The organism is Paenarthrobacter sp. TYUT067, from assembly GCF_023656375.1.
Classification (GTDB): domain Bacteria; phylum Actinomycetota; class Actinomycetes; order Actinomycetales; family Micrococcaceae; genus Arthrobacter.
Map to the genome: position 1 here is coordinate 19,723 of NZ_JAMOIT010000018.1, position 23,074 is coordinate 42,796.

Below are 23,074 nucleotides of genomic sequence, written 5' to 3' on the forward strand. Positions count from 1 at the left end.
ATGGCCGAAGCCATGATTGAGTTCAAGAGCGTCACCAAGCAATACCAAGGCGGGCAACCGGCGGTGGATGCCCTCACCATGTCCATCGACAAGGGCGCTATTACTGTGTTCGTCGGCCCCTCGGGCTGCGGCAAGACAACCTCCCTGCGCATGATCAACCGGATGGTGGAGCCCACCAGCGGAACCATCACCGTTGCCGGGGAAGATGTCTCACGGGTTCCCGCAGCCCAGCTTCGTCGTTCCATGGGTTACGTGATGCAGTCATCAGGCCTGCTGCCGCACCGTTCCGTACTGGACAACATCGCTACGGTTCCGCGGCTCAACGGCGTTCCCAAAGCGGCGGCCAGGAAACGCGCTGCGGAACTGCTCGACGTCGTCGGGTTGGCTTCCGTTCTGGGCAAACGGTATCCGTCGCAACTTTCGGGTGGTCAGCAGCAGCGTGTGGGGGTTGCCCGGGCGCTCGCTGCTGATCCGCCGGTACTGCTGATGGACGAGCCCTTCAGTGCCGTGGATCCTGTGGTCCGTGACGAACTTCAGCAGGAACTTCTTCGACTTCAGCGGGAGCTGGCCAAGACCATCGTGTTCGTCACCCACGACATCGACGAGGCAACCGTTCTTGGTGACAAAGTGGCTGTTTTCGCCGTCGGGGGAAAGCTCGCACAGTACTCGGCGCCGGAAGAGATTCTGCGCGCACCCGCCAACGACTTCGTTGCCTCCTTCGTGGGACGTGACCGCGGTTTCCGGCACTTGGCCTTCAACGCCGCAGATGCCGTGACCTTGCACCCGGTGACCATGGTGAGTCCCTCCGACGGCCACCACGCGGGACGCCAATCGGGGGAGTGGGCATTGGTGGTCGATGACGATTCGAGGCCACTGGGCTGGTCCTCGCCGCGCGACGGCGCCGGACTGATCCCCGGAGGGTCACTCTTTCGCAAGGGAGACACTTTGCGGCGGGCGCTGGACGCGGCGTTGTCGTCGCCGTCCGGCCTTGGCGTTGCGGTAGACGACGACGGCCGGGTGGCCGGAGTCCTGAAGGCCCCGGAAGTCTTGGCACTGATCGAAGAAGTCCGCCACCACAGGGAGGATGCCACCTGATGGAGTGGTTCCTTGCCAACAGTGGCATGGTCCTGGGACTGGCCGGTCAGCACATTGTCTTGGCCGTCATCCCCATGATCCTTGGCCTGCTGATTTCGGTTCCCCTGGCCCAGTTGGCCAGACGTAACAGCACGCTCAGGTCAGTAGTGGCCACTGCGACGTCGCTGCTCTACACCATTCCATCACTGGCCCTGTTCATTATTCTTCCCACTATCCTGGGCACGCGGATCCTGGATCCCCTGAATGTGGTGGTGGCGCTCACAATCTATGCGGTGGCCCTGCTGGTGCGTGCTGCGATGGATGCCTTCGACTCCGTGGACGACGACCTCCGGAACGCTGCGGTGGCCATGGGTTTCAAACCCTTGGCACGCTTCTTCCAGGTGGACCTTCCGCTGTCCCTGCCAGTGCTGTTCGCAGGTCTCCGTGTGGTTTCGGTCAGCAATATCTCCCTGGTGAGCGTGGCGGCACTGCTGGGGGTGGGTAACCTGGGGGTCCTTTTCACGGATGGCTTGCAGCGCACCTTCATTACCGAAGTGGTGGTGGGCATCATCGCCATCCTGGTGCTGGCGCTATTGATGGATGCAGTGCTGGTGGTCTTGGAGCGGCTGTTGACCCCGTGGACCCGGGCAGCTGGTGGAAAGTCGCCGCGTCCGGACACCAACGCCCTGGTAACTGAGCCCAAGACCGGGGCTGCCAAGCCCGTCGCGGCAGTACGCCCGGACCCGGGAGCGTCTGCATGAACATCTTTGCCGAAACCATCGCCTGGCTGACCAACCCCAAAAACTGGACCGGTAGCGGGGGAATCCCCACCCGCTTGCTGGAGCACCTGCAGTACAGCGCGTTGGTCCTGGTTATCGCCGCTGCGATCGCCATACCCATCGGCCTCTATATTGGGCACACCGGCCGTGGCCGCGTAGTTGCGGTTGCCGTGGCGGGCGCTCTGCGTGCTCTCCCCACGCTCGGGTTGCTGGTCCTTTTTGCGTTGCTTGCCGGTAGTGGCCTGATGCCTCCTGTGTGGGCGCTTGTCATTCTCACTGTGCCGCCGCTGCTGGCCGGGACCTATGCCGGCATTTCCAGCGTTGACGCCACTGTGGTGGACGCCGCCCGGGCCATGGGGATGACCGAACTTCAGATCCTGTTTCGGGTGGAAGTACCCAACGGGTTGCAGGTGATGTTCGGCGGTATTCGCACCGCCGTTCTGCAGGTCATTGCCACAGTCTCCGTGGTTGCCTACCTACCGTTGGGCGGGCTGGGCCGGTATCTATTCGATGGCCTGGTCCTGCAGGATTTCCCCAGGATGCTCGGTGGTTCCTTGCTCATAGCGGGGCTGGCCATTGCCGTGGACCTGGTCCTCGCCGGAGTGCAACGGCTCGTTATTTCGCCAGGACTCACCCTCGACTCTCGCGGCCGCCAGAAGGCAGCCGACGATCTCACAGCCGCGGCTCCCGCCGAGGCTGCCGTTCAAGGAGGTACACCATGAAAAACCCCGTCCCCATGACCCTGACGCGCCGTGGTCTCGGCGGCCTCGCCGCTGGACTGGGCGTGGCCCTCGCTTTGAGCGCGTGCGGCGGCAGCCCCTTGGCCACCCCGTCCACCTCCGCAGCCAGTGGCTCCGCCGAAGGCGGCTCGTTGGTGGTTGGCTCCGCTGACTTCCCGGAGAGCCAGGTTGTCGCAGAGATCTATGTGGGTGCCCTCAACGCTGCTGGTCTGACGGCAACGTCCAAGCCGAATATCGGTTCGCGCGAGATCTACTTCAAGGCGGTCCAGGACGGCTCCATAGACCTCGTCCCGGACTACTCCGGCAACCTCCTGTCCTATGTGGACACGGAAGCTACCGAGGTCTCCGCCGACGACGTTTACAAGGCACTCCCAGGCAAGCTTCCGGAAGGCCTTGCAGTCCTGGAGCCGGCCAAGGCCGAGTCCAAGGACGCCATGGTTGTCACCAAGGCCACCGCCGAGAAGTACCAGCTGAAGTCCATCGAGGACCTGGCGAAGGTGTGCAAGGACTTCACCATGGCTGCACCGGCCACTTTCGAGACCCGCGCCTACGGCTTCCCGGGACTGAAGGCCAACTACGGTTGTGAGCTCAAGGGTTTGCAGCCTTTCAATGACGGTGGCGGCAATCTGACGCTCCAGGCCCTCCTCGAAGACAAGGTCCAGGTGGCGGACATTTACACCACCACTCCGTCCATCGCAGATAATGACCTTGTGGTCCTGGAGGATCCGAAGAACAACTTCAAGGCCCAGCAGGTCCTGCCGTTGGTCAAGGAAGCCAAGATGACGGACAAGGCCAAGGAAGCACTCAACAACGTCTCCAAGATCCTCACCACCGAGGACCTGATCAACCTGAACCGCGCAGTCAGTGGCGACCAGAAGCAGGCCCCCAAGGACGCAGCCGCAGCCTGGCTGAAGGACAAGGGAATCGTCAAGTAACACCTGAACAAAACCGCCGTCGTCGTTTCTGTGAGTTAAGTCTCAGCTAAACTCCATCACCCGTATGGCATATTTGAGGGATGGCGAATTTCAAGCAGTCCACCAAGCTTCATAATGTCCTTTACGACATCCGTGGACCGATTCTTCAGGCCGCCCAGCAAATGGAAGCAGAGGGTCATCGGATCCTCAAACTGAACATCGGAAACCCGGCACCTTTTGGTTTTGAAGCGCCCGACGCCATTTTGGTGGACATGATCCGGCACTTGCCTAATGCCCAGGGCTACAGCGACTCCCGTGGCATTTTCTCTGCCCGGACCGCGGTCTCGCAGTACTACCAAACGCGTGGCATCCAGAACATCCACGTTGACGATATCTACCTCGGCAACGGGGTCAGTGAGCTCATCACCATGTCCCTCATGGCGCTCCTGGACGACGGCGACGAAGTGCTGATTCCCACTCCTGATTACCCGCTGTGGACCGCCTCGGTGGCCCTTGCCGGGGGCCGTCCCGTGCACTACCTCTGCGACGAAGATTCCGGATGGCAACCCGATCTTGAGGATATGGAATCCAAGATCACGCCGCGGACCAAGGGCATTGTGGTGATCAACCCCAACAACCCCACTGGAGCCGTCTACCCGGAGGAGACCCTCAAGAAGATCGTGGCTTTGGCGGAGAAACATGGACTGGTTCTCTTCGCAGATGAGATCTACGAGAAAATTCTCTACGAAGACGCCGTCCATGTGAATCTCGCCGGGCTCACCGGGGACGACGTCCTGTGCCTGACGTTCAGTGGATTGTCCAAGGCCTACCGTGTGTGCGGTTACCGCGCCGGCTGGATGGCCATTTCCGGTCCCAAGAAAGATGCTGCGGACTATCTTGAGGGCATCAACCTGCTGGCCAACATGCGGTTGTGCGCCAATGTTCCTGCACAGCATGCCATCCAAACTGCGCTGGGGGGCTACCAAAGCATCAACGACCTCATCCTGCCCGGCGGCAGGCTCCTGGAGCAGCGCAATAAGGCGTACGACCTCCTGAACGAGATTCCCGGCGTCAGCACCCAGCAGGCTCGGGGTGCCCTCTATCTGTTCCCAAAGTTGGACCCGGAGGTCTTCCACATTCGGGATGACGAGAAGTTCGTCCTCGATTTGCTGAAGGAACAAAAAATCCTGGTTTCCCACGGACGTGCCTTCAACTGGGTTCGACCGGACCACTTCCGAATGGTGACCTTGCCCAACGTCAAGGACATTGAAGAAGCGATTGGCCGCATGGCGGACTTCCTGTCGAGGTACCCGGGCAACTAGCCTGAGGTCCATAGCCGCGCCACGGAGGCGCGGCAGGGCAGAAAGGCATGCCGATGGCTGCAGCAGTTGAGTTCGCCACAAGTCCGGCCGAAGCCCTCAGAGTGGGATCAGGGTTTTCGCTGGCAGAAGTGGATCCTGAATCCACCCCCGGCTACACAGGCGCGAAAGCGGATGGCACAGAACTGCTGGGGGCGCAGGACGCGCAGCTGGCGGAGCTGCAGGAGAAGCTCTTTGCCGTTGGTAGGGCCGGCAGCCAAAAACGGCTCCTGCTGATACTCCAAGCCATGGACACTGCGGGCAAGGGCGGCATCGTCAGCCACGTGGTGGGGGCCATGGATGTGCAAGGCGTTCAAGTGTCCGCTTTCAAAGCCCCAACTGACGAGGAAAAGGCGCACGACTTCCTGTGGAGGATCGAAAAGCGGGTTCCCGACGCCGGGATGGTGGGGGTCTTCGACAGGTCACACTACGAAGACGTCCTGATCCACCGCGTCCACGGCTGGGCTGACGCTCCCGAGCTGGAACGCAGGTATGCCGCGATCAATGACTTCGAGGCTCGCCTTAACGAGCAGGGAACCACCGTGGTGAAGGTCATGCTCAACATCAGCAAGGACGAGCAGAAGAAACGCCTCATTGCCAGGCTCGACGATCCCACCAAACATTGGAAGTACAGCCGCGGTGACCTCGCGGAGCGTGCATTCTGGGACGACTACATGGACGCCTATCGCGTTGCCTTCGAGAAGACCTCCACGGAGATTGCTCCCTGGCACGTGGTGCCGGCCAACAGGAAGTGGTACGCGCGCATCGCAGTGCAGCAACTCCTGTTGGATGCCCTCGGTGGGCTGCAGCTGGACTGGCCCAAGGCTGACTTTGACGTCGCCGAGGAACGCGCCCTCGTGGAGGAGTCCTAAACGGTCCGGTTGCCGGGTGCCGAAGTGCCGTCGTCGTTGCTTGCATCGCGGGCGGTTGCCAGGCGCTGACGGGCTCCTTCAAGCCAGTCCTCGCAGCGCTTGGCCAATGCCTCGCCGCGTTCCCAGAGAGCCAGCGATTCTTCCAAACTGGCTCCGCCTGCCTCCAGGCGTCCCACCACCGCCACAAGTTGTTCGCGGGCTTCCTCATAGCTCAGCCCGTCAAGGGATTCCGGGGTAGGTGCTGTCTGGTTGTTCTCAGTCATGGTGGTCCTTCGTGGTGGTGACGGTGTAACCGGCGCATCAAGTTCGGGTGAGAGGTGGGTGCTGGGAGGGTTGTCAGCGTTCCATAAGCTGACCCGATCCAGCCGAGACTGCCCTGAAACGACCCTCAGCTACCCGAACGCTCAGTGGTGTTCCGTCCGGAGCTTCTTCGGGGCTGCTGACCACGTGGTGACCCGCTTGGTCCTGGCCAATGAGCTGAACGACGGCGTAGCCCCGGTCCAGCGTCTTCTGGGGTGACAGGGCGCGAACCTGCGCACGGAGGTGGTGGACCTGGTCCAAGGCCCGGAGAACCGCGGTGCTGACCGCTGAATGAGTTCGTCGCTGGAGGCGGTGGATGTCCTCGGAACGGGCATCCACCATCGAAGAGGGGGTGGCCAGGACGGGCCGGGACCTCAATGCGTGGAGCCGATCAGTCTCCCGGTCCACCATGCGGCCGATGCTTCGGCGAAGATGGTCCCTGGCCTGCCGGACCATGGCCAGTTCCTCGGCCACATCCGGAACGATTCGTTTGGCCGCATCAGTGGGTGTTGACGCCCGGAGGTCCGCGACGTCGTCCAGGATAGGACGGTCGGCTTCATGGCCGATCGCACTAACAACCGGTGTAGTGGCCGCAGACACGGCACGGATGAGGTCCTCATTGCTGAAAGGCAGGAGATCTTCCAAAGCGCCGCCGCCGCGAGCGAGGACAATCACATCCACGTGCGGGTCGGCATCCAGTTTCTTCAAGGCGGCTATGATCTGTGAAACGGCGGTGTTGCCCTGGACAGCCACTTCGCGGACGTCAAACTCCACCGCCGGCCAACGCAAAGCAGCGTTGCGCATGACGTCCTTCTTGGCATCGGAATCCCTGCCGGTAATGAGGCCGATGCGGTGGGGGAGAAGAGGAAGCTTCCGCTTCCGGGAGTCAGCGAACAGGCCCTCGGCCGCCAGCGCCTGGCGCAGCCGTTCAATTCTTGCCAGCAGATCGCCGAGGCCTACCGGACGGATGTCCTTCACAGACATGTTCAGGCGCCCTGTCTTCACCCAGAAGTCCGCTTTCACCAAGGCAACCACGCGGGAGCCACGTTCCAGGGGTATCTTCTGGCGGTCAAGCACCGTTGACCACACAGATGCAGGGAGTGAAATCTCCGCGTCCACATCACGCAAGGTCAGAAAAGCGTTACCGCCCCTGCGGTTCAGTTCGATGACCTGACCCTCAATCCACGCAGCCGGCGCCCGCTCTATGTGTGCCTTGAGCTTGCGGGAGAGCAACTGCAGGGGCCAAGGATTGTCCGGGCTGGTCTCAGCAGCGGTCCCAGGCAGCGTCGATTCCGGCGTTGATTCAGCGGACATGGGTGGTCCATGCCTGGTTCAAGCGCCGTGTTTGTACCTGCATTGTCATTGTCCTCGCTCAGGGGTGCGGCTGTGGTGCCAACCGGCCTTCCAACTCTATCCATAGCTTGGGCGAGGCCTCCGACATTTTTTCTGCTATGTGGACACACCTAGGATGGTGGCATAGCCCCCGAACCCCGAGGATGACCTTGCGTAGTTTTGTTTCAGCATTGGGAGTGATCCTCGCTTTACTCCTCACAGCCGTCGCCGTTCCTACCGCGTGGGTTGACCAGAACATCGTCAAAGAAGAGGGCTTTGTCCGGATGGCAGGTGCGCTGGGCAATGATCCGGAATTCCAAAGCAAACTGGCCGCTGCCGCAGTTGGAACCTTCGAGTCATCCGTGGATCTCCCAGGGCCCATCCAATCGTTGGCTGCTGACGCACTCCGCAGCGCTGCGTCTGGAATGCAATCGTGGAGCGACTACCCCCGGGCGTGGGAAGAGACAGTGCGCAACAGCCACAGGTTGAACTTCGGCGCGGCGAACCAATCAGAGGAAGCAGCCACCACCTCTGCGCTGGTCCTTGATATCAGCCCCATGGTCAGACTCATTCGCGATCATTTCGCCGAGGCCACCCGGATCCGGATTGATGTTCCAGCGGAAAGCCGGGTCTCTCTGGGGGAGCCCTCCCACCGCCAACTGGTGGAGCGGGTGGCTGCGTTTGCGCCCCTATGGTGGGTGGCCGCACTCGGCGCTCTCATTTCCTTATTGCTGGCTCTTGTGGTTGCACGCAGGCGTTCCCTGGTGCTGATCTTCGTTGGGCTTGGCGGCCTGGCGCTGGCTGCGCTCTGGACCGCGGGCGCGGACCTGGCCGGAGGAGTAGTGGGTAACCTGTCCAGCGCAAACGGTGTGGCTGAGCTTTTCAAACAAGAGTTCCTCACGGCCGCAAAGACAAGCTTCGGGCAATGGATCCTGATCGCGGCGGTGACATCCGGTGCATTGTTTGTGGCAGGCGTCATAGGATCCTTCGTGTCAGGGCGACGACGGTCACGTTCGGCCCCCGGGTAAAGGCCGGGCCGGTAGCATGGAGGAATGACCAGCACAGCAGTTTCCATTCCTATGCCCACGGTGCCCCGCAGACGCCGTTCTCCGAAAGAGGTCCAGGCAGCGGCGCCCGTCACGGGTCCCAAGAAGGTCCTGTTGGCAGCCCCTCGAGGTTATTGCGCCGGCGTGGACCGGGCTGTCATTGCTGTGGAAAAGGCTTTGGAGCACTACGGGCCTCCCGTCTACGTACGCAAGCAGATCGTCCACAACGTGCACGTTGTTAGCTCCCTGGAGGAGCAAGGCGCCATCTTCGTTGAGGAAACCGACGAGGTCCCCGAAGGCGCACTGGTCATCTTCTCCGCACATGGCGTCTCACCCGCAGTGGTGCAGTCAGCCGAGGATCGCGGATTGCGCACCATCGATGCAACCTGCCCTCTGGTCACCAAAGTGCACAAGGAAGCTGTGCGCTTTGCCAAGGAAGATTACGACATCCTGCTCATTGGCCACGAAGGCCACGAGGAAGTCGAAGGAACAGCCGGCGAAGCTCCGGAGCATATCCAGATCATTAACGGGCCCCATGAAGTGGACAAGGTCACCGTCCGTGACCCTGAGAAAACCATCTGGCTTTCTCAGACCACGCTCAGCGTGGACGAAACCATGGAAACCGTTCGCCTCCTCAAGGACCGTTTCCCCACCCTGCAGGATCCGCCCAGCGATGACATTTGCTATGCCACCACCAACCGGCAGGTGGCTATCAAGAAGATCGCCCCGCAGGCTGACCTCGTGATCGTTGTTGGTTCGGCCAACTCTTCCAACTCCGTGCGCTTGGTTGAAGTAGCGCTGGAATATGGTGCCAAGAGCTCGTACCGCGTGGATTTTGCCAATGAAGTGGACGAGTCCTGGTTCGAGGGCGTTGCCACCGTGGGCGTGACTTCCGGCGCTTCCGTTCCTGAAGTGCTCGTCAAGGATGTTCTGCGGCTTCTGGCTGACTACGGTTACGGTGAGGTCCAGGAAGTGGTGACAGCAGAGGAAGACCTGCTTTTCTCGCTTCCCAAGGAACTGCGGGCCACCTTGAAGAAGGCCGGCGACGTCACACGCGCCCTTGGTGGTCGCGGAAACCGCACAACGTCCTAGCAAACAGTTGCTAGACAACTTGCCCGCAGTGGTTACCTTCCTTCGGGAAAATCTCCACTGCGGGCCAGTTCAGTTAAGCGGCATATCTTCTAGGCTGCCGACTCCCGGTCGTCGCTGTCATCTTGGTCGCGGGCTGTCTCCTGATGTCCGAGGGTGTCATCCGCCAGCAACTCCGGGGCTGCCAACGCGCGGGGGACAACCTCGACGGATATCGGTGCGGACAGGCCGGCATCGTCCATGGTGTTGAGCTTTCGCGCCGTCGGGAGAACCCGGGCCTCCAACGTGCCCACCATGGCGTTATAGCGATCCACGGAGGTCTTCAATGAGCTTCCCAGCTTGCTGACATTGTCCCCTAGGGTGCCCATGCGTTCGTACAGTTGCTTGGCGAGCTCGAACAGCTCATGGGCGCTGTCGGTGAGGACATCCTGTCGCCAAGTGAAGGCTACGGACTTGAGGACCGCCAGCAGGGTGCCTGGCGAGGCGAGAACTACATTCCTGGACAAAGCGTGTTCCAGCAGGGCAGGGTCGGTTTCAAGGGCTGACGCCAGAATGGACTCTGCCGGAAGGAAGCAGATCACCAGCTCGGGGGAGTTCCCAGGAATGTCCCAGTACTTCTTGGCCGCCAACGCATCGATATGGGCCTTGAGAGCCTTTGCATGCTGTGCCAGCAGCGTCTTGGAGTCATGGCTGATGGCAGGACCTACGGACTCACCGAAGGATCCGTCTCCGTGGAGTTGTTCCTGCGCAGCGAGGTAGGAAGCCAAGGGCACCTTGGCATCTACTACCAGCTGCTTACCACCAGGAAGCTGAACCACCAGGTCCGGCCGCAGCGTGTTGTCGTTACGGCCCGAATGAACCTGCTCATGGAAATCCACGTGCTTGAGCATTCCAGAGGCCTCCACCACTCTGCGGAGCTGAACCTCGCCCCACTGGCCGCGCGCACTGTTGGAACGGAGTGCTGAGGCCAAGGCGTGCGTTGACCGCAAGAGCTGTTCGTCGGATGAACGCGCATCCTGCAATTGCTGGGCCAGTTGGCCGTACTGCTCCACCCTGTCCCGCTCGAGCAGCGATACCTGTTGCTGCACCGCCGTGAGCTTTTCGGCCACGGGAGCGAGCGCGCGCAAAACACTGCCGTCGGAGTTCCTTGCTGCGCTCAACTCGCGGTTCTGTGTAAACAAAAGCCTGCGCTCGGCGTCGGCGGCTGCCAGCTGTGCCGTCACTTCCGAAAGCCGTGACGAAACGGCATCGAAGTCCTCCTCCAAGCCAGCGCCCCGGCGTCGGAAGACAATATAGCCGGCCGCAAGCCCAACCGCGGCGCCAATCAGCAGCATGAGCAGGGCCAATACCAATCCAAATCCATCCATGTGGCAACCCTGTCACAGGGGTACGACAGTTTTAGCGAGGCTGTACGCGTGCGCCCCTTTCGCGGGCCCTGACAACCCCGCACGTGGTTGCAACGGGTAGAATCAATGCTCGTGGCTCTTACTATTGGCATCGTCGGACTGCCCAACGTCGGCAAATCAACTCTTTTCAACGCACTGACCCGCAATCAGGTGCTCGCTGCGAACTATCCGTTCGCAACCATCGAGCCCAACGTCGGAGTGGTCAACCTTCCTGATCCCCGTCTGGCGAAGCTGGCGGAGATCTTCGGTTCACAGAAGTTGCTTCCCGCTCCGGTGTCCTTCGTGGACATCGCCGGCATCGTGAAGGGCGCCTCCGAGGGCGAAGGCCTGGGCAACAAGTTCCTTGCGAACATCCGCGAAGCAGAAGCTATTGCACAGGTGGTTCGCGTTTTTGATGACCCGGATGTCATCCACGTTGATGGCAAGGTTGATCCGCGCTCGGACATGGAAACCATCAACACCGAGCTGATCCTGGCAGACCTTCAGACCATCGAAAACGCCATCCCGCGTATCGAAAAAGAAGTCAAGATCAAAAAGCGCGAAGCAGCTGAACTGGCCGCCATCAAGGCAGCCCAGGCAGTCCTGGAACGCGGCGACACCATCTTCTCCTCGATCAAGAGCGACAAACTGGAGATGGAGCACCTCAAGGAGCTCGGGCTCTTGACTGCCAAGCCCTTCATCTACGTCTTCAATGCCGATGAGGGCATCCTTGGTGACCAGGAAAAGCAGGATGAGCTGCGTGCTTTGGTGGCCCCTGCTGATGCGGTGTTCCTTGATGCCAAGCTCGAATCCGACCTAGTTGAACTGGACGAGGAAGAAGCCCGCGAAATGCTGGAAATGAACGGCCAAAGCGAATCCGGCCTGGACCAGTTGGCCCGCGTTGGGTTCCACACCCTTGGCTTGCAGACCTACCTCACAGCCGGTCCCAAGGAAACCCGTGCATGGACCATTCGCCAAGGCGACACTGCGCCTCAGGCCGCCGGCGTGATCCACTCCGACTTCCAGCGCGGCTTCATCAAAGCTGAAGTTGTCTCCTTCGACGATCTCATCGACGCCGGTTCCATGGCTGAGGCCAAGTCCCGCGGCAAGGTTCGCATTGAAGGCAAAGAGTACGTGATGGCCGACGGCGACGTGGTGGAGTTCCGCTTCAACGTGTAGGTCCACAGCCAAAAAATCCTTGGTCCGCTCGCAGACCATGCGTTATCCACATATGGCCACTGGCCGGGCCTTCCGAGGTCAGCCAGTGGCCATACTTGGCAAATGGGAATCAGATACTACGCATATGCCTTCGACGCTGACGTCACGGACTTAGTCCTCGCCGATCCGAGACGCTTTTTATCGACAGACCCAATTGCTGACGCTTGGGGTCTCAAAGCTGCCGACGGGTTTGAGATCGCCACCTTCGAACAAGCCGTACCGGAGTGCGACATGCTCTACCTGGACAAAGCATGGCGCTACTTGCAGGCCTTCTCCGCGCCCTCAAGGGCCGGAGGCGAAGCAAGGCCTGCGTTTCGCATGTTTGAAGGTGCAGTGACCATGCATCATGACGGGTGGGAATCATGGGTGCGCGTCCTTCCTCCGTCCGACGTGGTGGCCATTGCCGAGGATCTGCACGATGTATCTGACTCGGAGTTCGGCGACTGGCTGCAGGAGTACTTGCCGACCGAGAGGGACTCGAATGTCCCGTACGGTGTTGGCTATCTCCAACAGGCCCGGGTTTTCGTCACGGATCTGGCGGCCGTCGGTCGCGGGCTGGTCTACCTGATTGGCTAAAAGCCAGCGACGACATATCACGCGATATCATGGCTGCATGGGAAACGCGGTGAGGGAAGTCCGTGAGGCTGCTGGCATCAGCCAGGGCGAGTTGGCTCGGCGCTCTGGGGTGGCCCAGCCAAACATTGCTGCTTACGAAGCTGGTCGGCGCACGGCATCCCCGGTGATGTTGGACCGTCTTCGTGCAGCAGCGCGCCCTTTGCCGCATGAAGTCCTTGCATCGCGGGGCCAGGAATTGCTTCAGCTGGCACTGCGCTATGGTTTCAGCAATGTTCGCGTCTTCGGTTCTGTGGCCCGCGGACTCGATCGCCCAGGAAGCGATCTGGACATCCTGGTCACACGATCACCCGGCGTCGGGTTATTGACTGTCGCGGCGTTTGCCGCCGAAGCAAGTGAATTGTTGGGGGTAGAAGTTGACGTCGTCACCGATGGCGGCTTGCGGGAAGATCACGAAATCCTGACCACCGCGGTCGCCCTATGAATCAAAGGGACGCAGCCGCACTCAGAGAGATCGTCCGTTTGTGTGGCGTCGGGGCTGCCCTCGTCAAGCGCGGCCGTGCCTGGTACGTCGGCGACGCTGACAATGTGCCGGGCTTGGCGGCGGAGTCGTTGATCATCAAAATCGGAGAAAATGTCGCTCGCTTGAGCATCGAGACGACCGATCGGTACCCCGAAGTTCCGTGGTCTCTGATCAAGCGAATGCGGGATCGGCTCGCGCATCACTATGAGGGGACAGACTACGACGCGGTCTGGGACACCCTCGACGCTGACTTACCGACGATAGAGCACCTTATCCGATCGATCAACTAGTTCCTCTATCAGGAGCCTCGATCCACTGTATGTTCAGCGCGGACCGGGGCTCCTTTTTCGTCTGAAAATCGTCCTGTCCTGCTGTCAGACAGCGTATGCTACCACCGAGTAACGTTTGACTTGAAATCCGCGGCAAATTAGGCATGTGTAGGTTGCGGAACGGTTACAGTTTGGCCAGCATGTCCCATCATCTGGACACAATGTGGGTAGGCTTACACTCACATGTAGGCAACGTCACAGTAGGAAACTGTGCCTGTGCCTGGGGGAAATCACGAATTTTCCCTGCTCAACTCCACGACTCATAGGAGGCGGAATGCGTTTCTCGCGCACTTCCAAAGCTCTAGGCGTAGCGGCGATCATCGCCCTCGCAGCTACCGGTTGCGGTGGCGGCGGCAGCAACGACTCCGGTACATCCGCGGGCGACCCGAACAAGGTCATCATTGCCGACGGCTCCGAGCCGCAGCGTCCGCTCATGCCGGCTGACATCAACGAAGTCGGCGGTGGCAAGATTGCCACGCTGATCTTCTCTGGCCTTGTCAGCTATGACCCTTCCGGCAAGCCGGTGAACGAGTTGGCGGAGTCCATTGAGGCGCCTGACGCGCAGAACTTCACTATCAAGATCAAGAAGGACCAGAAGTTCACCAATGGTGACGCCATCACGGCCAAGACCTTTGTTGACTCCTGGAACTACGGTGCAGCGGCAAAGAACGCGCAACTGAGCGCCACCTTCTTTGAGAGCATCAAGGGTTACGACGAAGCCAGTGCAGAGGGTTCCACGGTGGACACGCTGTCCGGCCTGAAGGTTGTGGATGACACCACCTTCACCGTCGAACTCAAGCAGCCGGAATCTGACTGGCCGCTCCGTCTCGGTTACACGGCGTTCATGCCGGTTCCGGCGGCAGCACTTGCCGACCCCAAGACCTACGGCGAGAAGCCCGTGGGCAACGGCCCGTACAAGATGGCGGAGAACGGTTGGCAGCACAACGTGCAGATCCAACTGGTCCCGAACCCCGATTACAACGGTCCCCGTAAGGCAAAGAACGGTGGCGTGACGTTCAAGATCTTCCAGAACGATGACGCTGCCTACCAGGATCTGCTGTCCAACAACCTGGACATTCTGCAGGTCATCCCCACGAGCGCCCTCAAGAACTTCAAGTCTGATCTTGGCGATCGATTCATTGAGAAGCCGTACGCAGGCAACCAGACCATTGCTATCCCGGAGTACCTTCCGGAATGGAGTGGCGAGGCTGGCAAGCTCCGCCGTCAGGCAATCTCCATGGCCATCAACCGGGAAGAGATCACTAAGGTGATCTTCAGCGGTGGCCGCCAGCCGGCCAAGGACTTCACTGCCCCCGTCCTCGACGGTTACAGCGACAGCATCCCGGGCTCGGATAACCTGAAGTTCGACGCCACCAAGGCCAAGGACCTCTGGGCCAAGGCAGATGCCATCCAGAAGTGGGACCCGAACACGGCCTTCACCATTGCGTACAACGCTGACAAGGGCGGCCACAAGGCTTGGGTTGAGGCTCTCACCAACCAGCTGAAGAACAACCTCGGCATCAAGGCCGAGGGACTTCCCTTCGCAACGTTTAAGGAAGCACGCGATCTTGCAACCACCGGCAAGCTCACTGGCGCCATCCGCGCAGGCTGGCAGGCAGACTACCCGTCGCTGTACAACTTCCTCGGCCCGATCTACAAGACCGGCGCTGGCTCGAACGATGCCCGCTATGAGAACCCCACCTTTGACAAGGCTATCTCTGACGGACTCTCCGCACCTTCCGTTGCCGAAGGTAACAAGGCAATGAACAAGGCACAGGAAATCCTTCTGCAGGATCTTCCCGCCATCCCGCTGTGGTACCAGGTTTCACAGGGTGGCTGGAGCACTGGCGTCTCCAATGTTGACTACGGCTGGGACGGCGTTCCGCTGTACTACAACATCACTGGCAAGTAACCGCGAAACGGCGGCGGGGGTGCTCAGCTGAGCATGTCCGCCGCCGTATCACGTTGCAAATCAATGACGCCCAACTACGGTTGGGCGTCCTTGTGCAGGCCTACTTGCCCCGGCAGGGAACGTTTGCACATCAGACGAAAAGGTTCTTTGATGAACAACTCCGCTGCACCCCTGGACAGGGTGCCTGCTGATCGGGGTGTGATGCGCTGATGGCCACATACATCCTCAAACGATTCCTCCAGCTGATTCCAGTTTTCCTGGGGGCCACACTGCTGGTGTACTTCCTGGTTTTCAGCCTTCCCGGCGACCCCATTGCCGCCTTGTTCGGTGATAAACCGGTTAACGAAGCGGTTGCTGCGAAACTACGGGCTCAGTACAATCTGGACCAGCCTTTCTTCATCCAGTATTTGCTGTACCTCAAGAGCATCTTCACCTTCGACCTTGGCCAGGACTTCTCCGGCCGGCCCATTGCCGCCGTCCTCGGCGAGGTCTTCCCAGTCACAGCCCGGCTTGCCGTGATGGCTCTGATTTTTGAAGCGGTCTTCGGCATCGCCTTCGGCCTCATCGCCGGTCTTCGCAAGGGAAAGCTCTTCGACGGCACCGTCCTGATCGCCTCGCTAATCGTCATCGGTATCCCGATCTTCGTGCTCGGCTTCATTCTTCAATTCTTCATCGGTGTGCAGCTGGGGTGGGCTAAACCAACTGTCAGTGCGGCCGCGACAGTGCAGGACTTGATCCTGCCTGCAATCGTTCTTGGCCTCGCGTCGTTCGCTTACGTTCTCCGTTTGACCCGGACCAGCGTCATCGAGAACATGAATGCCGACTACGTCCGGACAGCCACGGCAAAGGGGTTGTCCCGTTTCAGGGTGGTCAACGTCCACATTTTGCGTAACTCGCTTATTCCAGTGGTGACGTTCCTGGGCGCAGACCTTGGCACCCTGATGGGAGGAGCGATTGTCACAGAAGGTATCTTCAACGTTCCCGGCGTAGGCAACAGGCTTTATCGGGCCGTCCTGTCGGGTGAGGGACCCACGGTGGTCTCCATTGTCACGGTGTTGGTGTTGATCTACTGCCTCTCCAACTTGCTTGTTGACCTCCTTTACGCCTGGCTTGACCCGAGGATCCGCTATGACGCCTGAAAGTAACCTGACCGGGCAGGACACCACCCGGCGACACATTGAGCACTTCGTTGCCGATCTTGACGAAACGCCGCTGCAGGCAACCGACAAGGTCAAGGAAGACAGCGCTCCCTCCAGCCTTTGGGGTGAGGCATGGAAGAACCTGCGCAAGCAGCCATTGTTCATCATCTCGGCCATCATGATCCTGGCCGTAGTAGTGGTTTCCCTCTTCCCGGGTTTGTTCTCTCAAATTGATCCCTCCAACGAAGCCTGCCAGCTGTCCAACTCAGACGGCGGACCTGCATCGGGTCACCCTCTTGGCTTCACGCAACAGGGCTGCGACGTTTACGCTCGCGTCATTTTCGGTACCCGATCGTCGGTGACCGTCGGCCTGTTCACGACCATCGGCGTCGTCCTGTTCGGGGGCATCGTTGGTGCCCTCGCCGGATACTACGGCGGTTGGGCGGATGCACTGCTGGCCCGCCTGACGGATATTTTCTTCGCACTGCCGCTGATCCTTGGCGCAATCGTGATGATGCAGCTCCCCGTTTTCCGTGCGAACCGTACGGTATGGACGCTGGTGTTGATTCTTATCGTCTTCGGGTGGCCGCAGATTGCCCGCATCACCCGAGGCGCAGTGATCGAGGTCAGAAATGCTGACTTTGTGGTGGCCGCGCGATCCCTTGGTGTTTCGCGTTTCCGTTCGCTGCTGCGCCATGTGCTGCCGAACTCGCTGGCTCCGATCATCGTCGTGGCAACCATCTCCCTCGGCACCTTTATCGTTGCCGAGTCGACCCTTTCCTTCCTTGGAATCGGGTTGCCACCGAGTGTCATGTCGTGGGGCAATGATATTCAGGCCGCACAGGCATCCTTGCGATCCAATCCGATGCCCTTGCTTTACCCGGCAATAGCTCTATCCATCACAGTCTTGAGCTTCATCATGCTGGGCGACGCCCTGAGGGATGCGCTGGACCCCAAGGCGCGTAAACGATGAAAGGCGAAGCCATGAACTCTTCAGTTCACATCAAGGAAGAAGTCGCCGGCTCTGAGCGTCCGCTGCTGGAGATCAGAAACCTTGCAATCAACTTCACCACCAGTAATGGTGAGGTCAACGCAGTAAGGAACGCTCATCTGACGGTCATGCCCGGCGAGACTGTCGCAATCGTGGGGGAGTCGGGCTCAGGAAAATCAACCTCAGCCCTGGCTGCCATTGGACTACTTCCCGGAAATGGCCGGGTGGCTGGCGGAGAAATTTTCTTTGACGGCGAGGACATTGCCCACGCGAGCGAGAAGCGCATGATCGAGCTCCGCGGCAATTCCATTGGCATGGTTCCTCAGGACCCCATGTCCAACCTGAACCCCGTGTGGAAAATCGGATTCCAGGTCAAGGAGACTTTGAAAGCGAACGGGCTCCCCTCAGGGCCCGAGGACGTCGCCAAGGTCCTCTCCGAGGCAGGCTTGCCCGACGCTTCGCGCAGAGCCAAGCAGTACCCGCATGAGTTCTCCGGAGGCATGCGTCAGCGTGCGCTCATTGCCATCGGACTTTCATGCCAGCCGCGCCTGCTGATCGCGGATGAGCCGACGTCGGCACTTGACGTTACGGTCCAGCGGCAGATTCTGGATCACTTGGACAAGATGACGTCCGAGCTGGGTACAGCCGTGCTTCTCATCACCCACGATCTCGGCCTCGCCGCCGAGCGTGCGGACAAGGTGGTTGTCATGTACAAGGGCCAGGTTGTGGAGTCCGGGCCTTCGCTGGAGCTGCTCCGCAACCCACGGCACCCCTACACGAAGCGACTGGTCGCTTCGGCGCCGTCGCTGGCTTCACGTCGTATCCAAGTGGCTAAGGAGCAGGGGATCGAATCTGAGGAGCTGCTGGCTCCTGCAGAACCGGTGGTCGTCGAGGCAGCCCTGCCGGAGGAGGTTCTGAAAGTTGAGGACTTGACGAAGGTCTTCAAACTTCGTGGCGGCATTGGCAAGTCCACGGACTTCACTGCAGTCGACTCTGTTTCCTTTGCCGTTAAGCGCGGAACCACTACGGCCATTGTTGGCGAGTCCGGATCCGGCAAGTCGACTGTGGCGCAAATGGTTCTCAACCTGTTGGAACCGACGTCGGGAAAGATCATCTTTGACGGCGTGGATACGTCGACGCTCAGCAGCAAGGACCTGTTTAAGTTCCGTCGCCGGGTCCAGCCGATCTTCCAGGATCCCTACGGTTCCCTCGATCCCATGTACAACATCTTCCGCACCATTGAAGAACCGTTGAGAACACACAAGATCGGCAACAAGGCCAGTCGTGAGAAGAAGGTCCGTGAGCTGTTGGACCAGGTGGCCCTGCCGCAGTCCACCATGCGCCGGTACCCCAACGAGCTCTCGGGTGGCCAGCGGCAACGTATTGCCATTGCACGAGCCTTGGCTTTGGACCCTGAAGTCATCATCTGCGATGAAGCGGTCTCAGCATTGGACGTGCTTGTCCAAGCACAGGTGCTGAACCTGCTGGCTGATCTTCAGGACAACCTCGGCCTGACGTACCTGTTCATCACCCACGACCTCGCCGTGGTCCGGCAAATTGCCGATCACGTCTGTGTCATGCAGAAGGGCAAGCTCGTGGAGACCGGCAGCACGGATGATGTCTTCGACAACCCTCGAGAGGCATACACCCAGGCACTCCTGGACGCCATTCCGGGTGGTTCGCTGCTCTTGCCGCCAGAGGTGGCCTGACCGGCGTCGTACGTTCTCTTCGCCGTAACGCAACAGAGCCGGTGGTTCCCTGCGAAGGGAACCACCGGCTCTTGCCGTTTAAGGCACGTGTTGCGGGGCCCGCTCTGCATGCCAAGGCGCTCACAAAGCATGCAAAGCGGGCCTCACAACGCTCGGGTTGACGACGGCGCGGGCTACTTCGCCGGCGGGGCGGTATCCGGGCGGGCCGTGAGGCCAAGGGCCGCGAATTCGCGAGCCAATGCTGCGCCCAGTTTCGCGTGCCCGGCAGGCTTCAGGTGCACGCCATCCTGGAGATCCGCGATCGCGTCGTAGCGGGTGAGCCAGTCGCCTGCACTGACGAACGGGATGGCGTGCTTGGCCGCGATACGTCCCAAGAGGGCGTCAATTTCCGTACGGCGTCCGCCGCCATTGCTCACGCCTCTGGCCAGGGTTCCAATCATGGCGAAAGTGGTTCCCGGGTAGCGCTTCTTGAGGGCAGCGAGGAGCCGCTCGGCATTGCTGGTGATCTGCGCGTCCGTGGCGCGTTGGGTGGCGTCATTGCCGCCACCCTGGATCACGATCAACGGTGGATCGCCAAAGGGCAACACCCAGTCTCCGCGTTGCAACGCATCGATGTAGTTGCCGGTTTTCCCGTTGGTTGCTACGTATCCTGTGCCGCCCATGCCCACGACGTGCAGTTTGTAGCCCATCGCAGCAATTCCTTGCTGCGGCCATGAATCCTTCGGCATGGATTGGGAATCGCCGATGAGTACAGCGGTGTGGCGAACGTCCGCCAGGACCAGCTCGCTGCGGTTATTCGCCGGGTTCTTGTACAGCGAGCCCACCGGTAGGTTGAGGGAACTGGGGGCAGGGGCCACTCGTAGCGGTTTATCGGCGGCCGCTGTCTGCGCGGGCACGGGCGCGACTGATCCAGAGGGGGCGGTGATTGGCGCTGGGTTTGATCCGCAGCCCACCAGGAGAACGCCGGAGGCGATCAGTGGTGCGAGCATGCGGAACGCGGCCGGAGCTTGTCGCATCTATTGTTCTCCACGTGGCACTGGTTCTGGAGCCAATCATGCTGCACGCGACCGCGAAAATCCAGCATCTTGACTTGCGTTTACGTCACAACGCGGGAGTGTGAGCAGTGCCACATTCGGGGGGTGAATGGCTTGCTTTTTAGGCTCATAAATGCAACTGCGTTTAGACTGGATGCAGGTGCCCTGTGTCCCGGGGTCTTTTCGCTGTGTGTTCCGATCAAGTCGATCAGGTATGCGCGCGGATACAAACAGCTGACTTCACCACTGAAACGAGTCATTAACGCATGTCTGAAACCATCACCAACACTGCGTCGCGGAGCGATCTGCGCAACGTCGCGATCGTCGCACACGTTGACCACGGCAAGACCACGCTGGTCGACGCCATGCTCAAGCAGACCAACTCCTTCGCTTCCCATGGTGAGGTTGAGGACCGTGTCATGGACTCCGGTGACCTGGAGCGCGAAAAGGGCATCACCATCCTCGCCAAGAACACCACGGTTGCCTACAACGGCCCGTCGTCCAACGGCGAGACCATCACCATCAACGTCATTGACACCCCCGGCCACGCCGACTTCGGTGGCGAGGTAGAGCGCGGCCTGTCCATGGTTGACGGCGTCGTCCTGCTGGTCGACTCCTCTGAGGGTCCCCTGCCCCAGACCCGCTTCGTGCTGCGTAAGGCCCTTGCCGCACACCTGCCAGTGATCCTCCTGGTCAACAAGACGGACCGTCCCGATGCCCGCATCGACGAAGTTGTCCACGAGTCGATGGACCTGCTCCTCGGCCTCGCTTCCGACCTCGCTGACGAAGTTCCGGACCTGGACCTGGACAAGGTCCTCGAAGTCCCCGTCGTTTACGCTGCCGCCAAGGTTGGCCGCGCTTCCCTGGAGCAGCCGGATAACGGTTCCGCTCCGGAGAACGAGGACCTCGAGCCGCTCTTCAAGACCATCATCGAGCACATCCCCGCTCCCACGTACAACCCGGACGGCGTGCTGCAGGCACACGTGACCAACCTGGACGCATCGCCGTTCCTTGGTCGCCTCGCCCTGCTCCGCATCTACAACGGCACGCTCCGCAAGGGCCAGACCGTGGCCTGGGCGCGCGCAAACGGTGAGCTCAAGAACGTCAAGATCACCGAACTGCTGGCCACCAAGGCTCTGACTCGTGTTCCAGCCGAGTCCGCCGGCCCGGGTGAAATCGTTGCCGTTGCCGGTATCGAGGAGATCACCATCGGTGAAACCTTGACGGATGCCGAGAACCCGCAGCCGCTGCCGCTGATCACCGTGGATGATCCCGCGATCTCCATGACCATCGGTATCAACACCTCGCCGCTGGCCGGCAAGGTCAAGGGCGCCAAGGTTACGGCCCGCCAGGTGAAGGATCGCCTGGACAAGGAACTGATCGGTAACGTCTCCATCAAGGTTCTCCCCACCGAGCGTCCCGACGCCTGGGAAGTTCAGGGCCGTGGTGAGCTCGCGCTGGCCATCCTGGTTGAGCAGATGCGCCGTGAAGGCTTCGAACTGACCGTTGGCAAGCCGCAGGTTGTTACCAAGACCATCGACGGCAAGCTCCACGAGCCGATGGAACACATGACCATCGACGTGCCGGAAGAATACCTCGGCGCCGTCACCCAGCTCATGGCTGCCCGCAAGGGTCGCATGACCAACATGGCCAACCACGGGACCGGCTGGTGCCGCATGGAGTTCATCGTTCCTGCACGTGGCCTGATCGGCTTCCGCACCCGGTTCCTCACGGACACCCGCGGCGCCGGCATTGCTGCCTCCATTTCCGAAGGCTACGAACCGTGGGCCGGCCCGATCGAGTACCGTACCAACGGTTCCATGATCGCCGACCGTGCCGGTGTTGTTACGCCGTTCGCCATGATCAACCTGCAGGAACGCGGTTCCTTCTTCGTGAAGCCCACCTCCGAGGTCTACGAAGGCATGATCGTGGGCGAGAACTCCCGCGCTGATGACATGGACGTGAACATTACCAAGGAAAAGAAGCTCACCAACATGCGTGCGGCTTCCTCCGACACCTTCGAGAACCTGACGCCGCCGCGCGACCTGACCCTCGAAGAGTCCCTGGAATTCGCCCGTGAGGACGAATGCGTTGAGGTCACCCCGGAATCCATCCGGATCCGCAAGGTCATCCTGGACTCGAACGAGCGCGCCAAGGCCAACCGCGCCCGCGCCAAGTCCTAGCCTGGACTTTCTGACGCAGTCAGGAACAGCTGAATGAAGAAGAGAGCCGCCGGTATGGCACGCAGCATTGCTGCGGCCGTGCCGGCGGCTCTTTTTGTTGCCCTCGCCGGAACAGCGCTCCATCGGCAGACCGTACTGTGGTCCGGCGTTGAGCTCCCATGGGGCGTGGCCGCAGCTCTGCTGCTCGTGGCGTCCGTACAGTTGTGGCTCGCTGCCTGGTGCCGCTCGGTGGTACCGGCGGCGGTGGCAGGCGTGGTGAGCTACGCCGTCGTCGGAATCCTGTCCTCAGCCGGTCCGGCCAAGCAGTTGATTCCGGGCGACGCCGTGGGGAACGTCTGGGTTTTCGGCATCGGCGGAGTGACGTTAATCATGCTTGTGGTCATCAGTCGGCTGCCCGTCAGTCGGACGCGGCGCGCACGGATTGCCGGCGCGGCGGCGGAGGTGGAACCTCTTTCGCGGCGATAACCATTGCCAGCGGAATGTCGACGTCGGACGTGCGGGTCCGGACTGTACAGGCGCCTTCGGTGGTTCCTACCAGATAGCCGAGTGCGTCCGTCAAACCGTCCTCGATCCT

The 23,074-nt window shown here is 60.6% G+C and carries 22 protein-coding genes; 18 read left to right on the forward strand and 4 right to left on the reverse strand.

Annotation, left to right across the window (positions count from 1 at the left end; translation table 11 throughout):
* From MOD31_RS16180 to MOD31_RS16205, 6 genes are all read left to right on the forward strand, one after another.
* Positions 1–1,095 (forward strand): ABC transporter ATP-binding protein, encoded by a 1,095-nt coding sequence (locus MOD31_RS16180; protein ID WP_284705461.1) that lies wholly within the window; start codon positions 1–3, stop codon positions 1,093–1,095.
* Complete coding sequence (locus tag MOD31_RS16185; RefSeq protein ID WP_166840031.1) at positions 1,095–1,835, forward strand: ABC transporter permease; 741 nt, start codon at positions 1,095–1,097, stop codon at positions 1,833–1,835. The genes MOD31_RS16180 and MOD31_RS16185 overlap by 1 nt, the downstream gene beginning before the upstream one ends.
* Positions 1,832–2,575 (forward strand): ABC transporter permease, encoded by a 744-nt coding sequence (locus MOD31_RS16190; RefSeq protein ID WP_166840032.1) that lies wholly within the window; start codon positions 1,832–1,834, stop codon positions 2,573–2,575. Before MOD31_RS16185 ends, MOD31_RS16190 begins: the two co-directional genes overlap by 4 nt.
* On the forward strand, positions 2,572–3,528 hold the full coding sequence (locus MOD31_RS16195) for an ABC transporter substrate-binding protein (RefSeq protein ID WP_142938456.1): 957 nt from the start codon (positions 2,572–2,574) through the stop codon (positions 3,526–3,528). Before MOD31_RS16190 ends, MOD31_RS16195 begins: the two co-directional genes overlap by 4 nt.
* An 80-nt stretch (positions 3,529–3,608) precedes the next feature.
* A complete protein-coding gene (locus MOD31_RS16200) occupies positions 3,609–4,829 on the forward strand; it encodes a pyridoxal phosphate-dependent aminotransferase (RefSeq protein WP_142938457.1) in 1,221 nt (406 codons plus the stop codon).
* Positions 4,830–4,882: 53 nt separating this feature from the next.
* Positions 4,883–5,737, forward strand: a complete 855-nt coding sequence (locus tag MOD31_RS16205) for a polyphosphate kinase 2 family protein (protein WP_250821123.1) — start codon at positions 4,883–4,885, stop codon at positions 5,735–5,737.
* Here MOD31_RS16205 and MOD31_RS16210 read toward each other — a convergent pair.
* Both MOD31_RS16210 and xseA read right to left on the reverse strand, forming a co-directional pair.
* Positions 5,734–6,000, reverse strand: coding sequence for an exodeoxyribonuclease VII small subunit (locus tag MOD31_RS16210; protein ID WP_142938459.1), 267 nt, complete (start codon positions 5,998–6,000; stop codon positions 5,734–5,736). The two genes, MOD31_RS16205 and MOD31_RS16210, sit on opposite strands and share 4 nt — an antisense overlap.
* Positions 6,001–6,073: 73 nt before the next feature.
* Positions 6,074–7,351 carry an exodeoxyribonuclease VII large subunit gene (xseA, locus tag MOD31_RS16215; RefSeq protein WP_250821124.1) on the reverse strand — a complete coding sequence of 426 codons (1,278 nt, stop codon included), beginning with the start codon at positions 7,349–7,351 and terminating at the stop codon, positions 6,074–6,076.
* Between the two features lie 182 nt (positions 7,352–7,533).
* On the opposite strand from xseA, the gene MOD31_RS16220 reads away from it, so the two are divergent.
* A complete protein-coding gene (locus MOD31_RS16220) occupies positions 7,534–8,397 on the forward strand; it encodes a hypothetical protein (protein WP_250821125.1) in 864 nt (287 codons plus the stop codon).
* A gap of 24 nt (positions 8,398–8,421) precedes the next feature.
* Positions 8,422–9,507, forward strand: a complete 1,086-nt coding sequence (locus tag MOD31_RS16225) for a 4-hydroxy-3-methylbut-2-enyl diphosphate reductase (RefSeq protein ID WP_250821126.1) — start codon at positions 8,422–8,424, stop codon at positions 9,505–9,507.
* An 89-nt stretch (positions 9,508–9,596) separates the two neighbouring features.
* On the opposite strand, the gene MOD31_RS16230 is transcribed toward MOD31_RS16225, so the two are convergent.
* Entirely contained in the window at positions 9,597–10,871 is a 1,275-nt protein-coding gene (locus MOD31_RS16230; protein WP_250821127.1) for a DNA recombination protein RmuC, read from the reverse strand.
* A gap of 111 nt (positions 10,872–10,982) precedes the next feature.
* On the opposite strand from MOD31_RS16230, the gene ychF reads away from it, so the two are divergent.
* The 8 genes from ychF (at position 10,983) to MOD31_RS16270 (ending at position 19,283) form a co-directional block, all read left to right on the forward strand.
* Positions 10,983–12,068, forward strand: coding sequence for a redox-regulated ATPase YchF (ychF, locus tag MOD31_RS16235; protein ID WP_026546223.1), 1,086 nt, complete (start codon positions 10,983–10,985; stop codon positions 12,066–12,068).
* A gap of 102 nt (positions 12,069–12,170) precedes the next feature.
* Positions 12,171–12,683: a DUF1877 family protein gene (locus MOD31_RS16240; RefSeq protein ID WP_142938464.1), complete on the forward strand. Its 513-nt coding sequence runs from the start codon at positions 12,171–12,173 to the stop codon at positions 12,681–12,683.
* 37 nt (positions 12,684–12,720) lie between these two features.
* Positions 12,721–13,164, forward strand: a complete 444-nt coding sequence (locus MOD31_RS16245; protein ID WP_142938465.1) for an XRE family transcriptional regulator — start codon at positions 12,721–12,723, stop codon at positions 13,162–13,164.
* On the forward strand, positions 13,161–13,493 hold the full coding sequence (locus tag MOD31_RS16250; RefSeq protein WP_166840040.1) for a DUF86 domain-containing protein: 333 nt from the start codon (positions 13,161–13,163) through the stop codon (positions 13,491–13,493). The genes MOD31_RS16245 and MOD31_RS16250 overlap by 4 nt, the downstream gene beginning before the upstream one ends.
* A gap of 313 nt (positions 13,494–13,806) precedes the next feature.
* Positions 13,807–15,444, forward strand: coding sequence for an ABC transporter substrate-binding protein (locus MOD31_RS16255; protein ID WP_223940590.1), 1,638 nt, complete (start codon positions 13,807–13,809; stop codon positions 15,442–15,444).
* 209 nt (positions 15,445–15,653) lie between these two features.
* Entirely contained in the window at positions 15,654–16,583 is a 930-nt protein-coding gene (locus tag MOD31_RS16260; protein ID WP_142938468.1) for an ABC transporter permease, read from the forward strand.
* Positions 16,573–17,556, forward strand: a complete 984-nt coding sequence (locus MOD31_RS16265; RefSeq protein ID WP_062072945.1) for an ABC transporter permease — start codon at positions 16,573–16,575, stop codon at positions 17,554–17,556. The genes MOD31_RS16260 and MOD31_RS16265 overlap by 11 nt, the downstream gene beginning before the upstream one ends.
* Positions 17,557–17,567: 11 nt before the next feature.
* Complete coding sequence (locus tag MOD31_RS16270; protein ID WP_223940589.1) at positions 17,568–19,283, forward strand: ABC transporter ATP-binding protein; 1,716 nt, start codon at positions 17,568–17,570, stop codon at positions 19,281–19,283.
* 173 nt (positions 19,284–19,456) lie between these two features.
* Here MOD31_RS16270 and MOD31_RS16275 read toward each other — a convergent pair whose 3' ends face one another.
* On the reverse strand, positions 19,457–20,299 hold the full coding sequence (locus MOD31_RS16275; RefSeq protein WP_243753079.1) for an SGNH/GDSL hydrolase family protein: 843 nt from the start codon (positions 20,297–20,299) through the stop codon (positions 19,457–19,459).
* A 284-nt stretch (positions 20,300–20,583) separates the two neighbouring features.
* Between MOD31_RS16275 and typA the strand changes: the two genes are divergently transcribed.
* Together typA and MOD31_RS16285 are read left to right on the forward strand one after the other, a co-directional pair.
* A complete protein-coding gene (gene typA, locus MOD31_RS16280; protein ID WP_166840042.1) occupies positions 20,584–22,500 on the forward strand; it encodes a translational GTPase TypA in 1,917 nt (638 codons plus the stop codon).
* A 33-nt stretch (positions 22,501–22,533) separates the two neighbouring features.
* On the forward strand, positions 22,534–22,965 hold the full coding sequence (locus MOD31_RS16285) for a hypothetical protein (protein ID WP_166840044.1): 432 nt from the start codon (positions 22,534–22,536) through the stop codon (positions 22,963–22,965).
* The last annotated feature ends 109 nt before the right edge of the window (positions 22,966–23,074 follow it).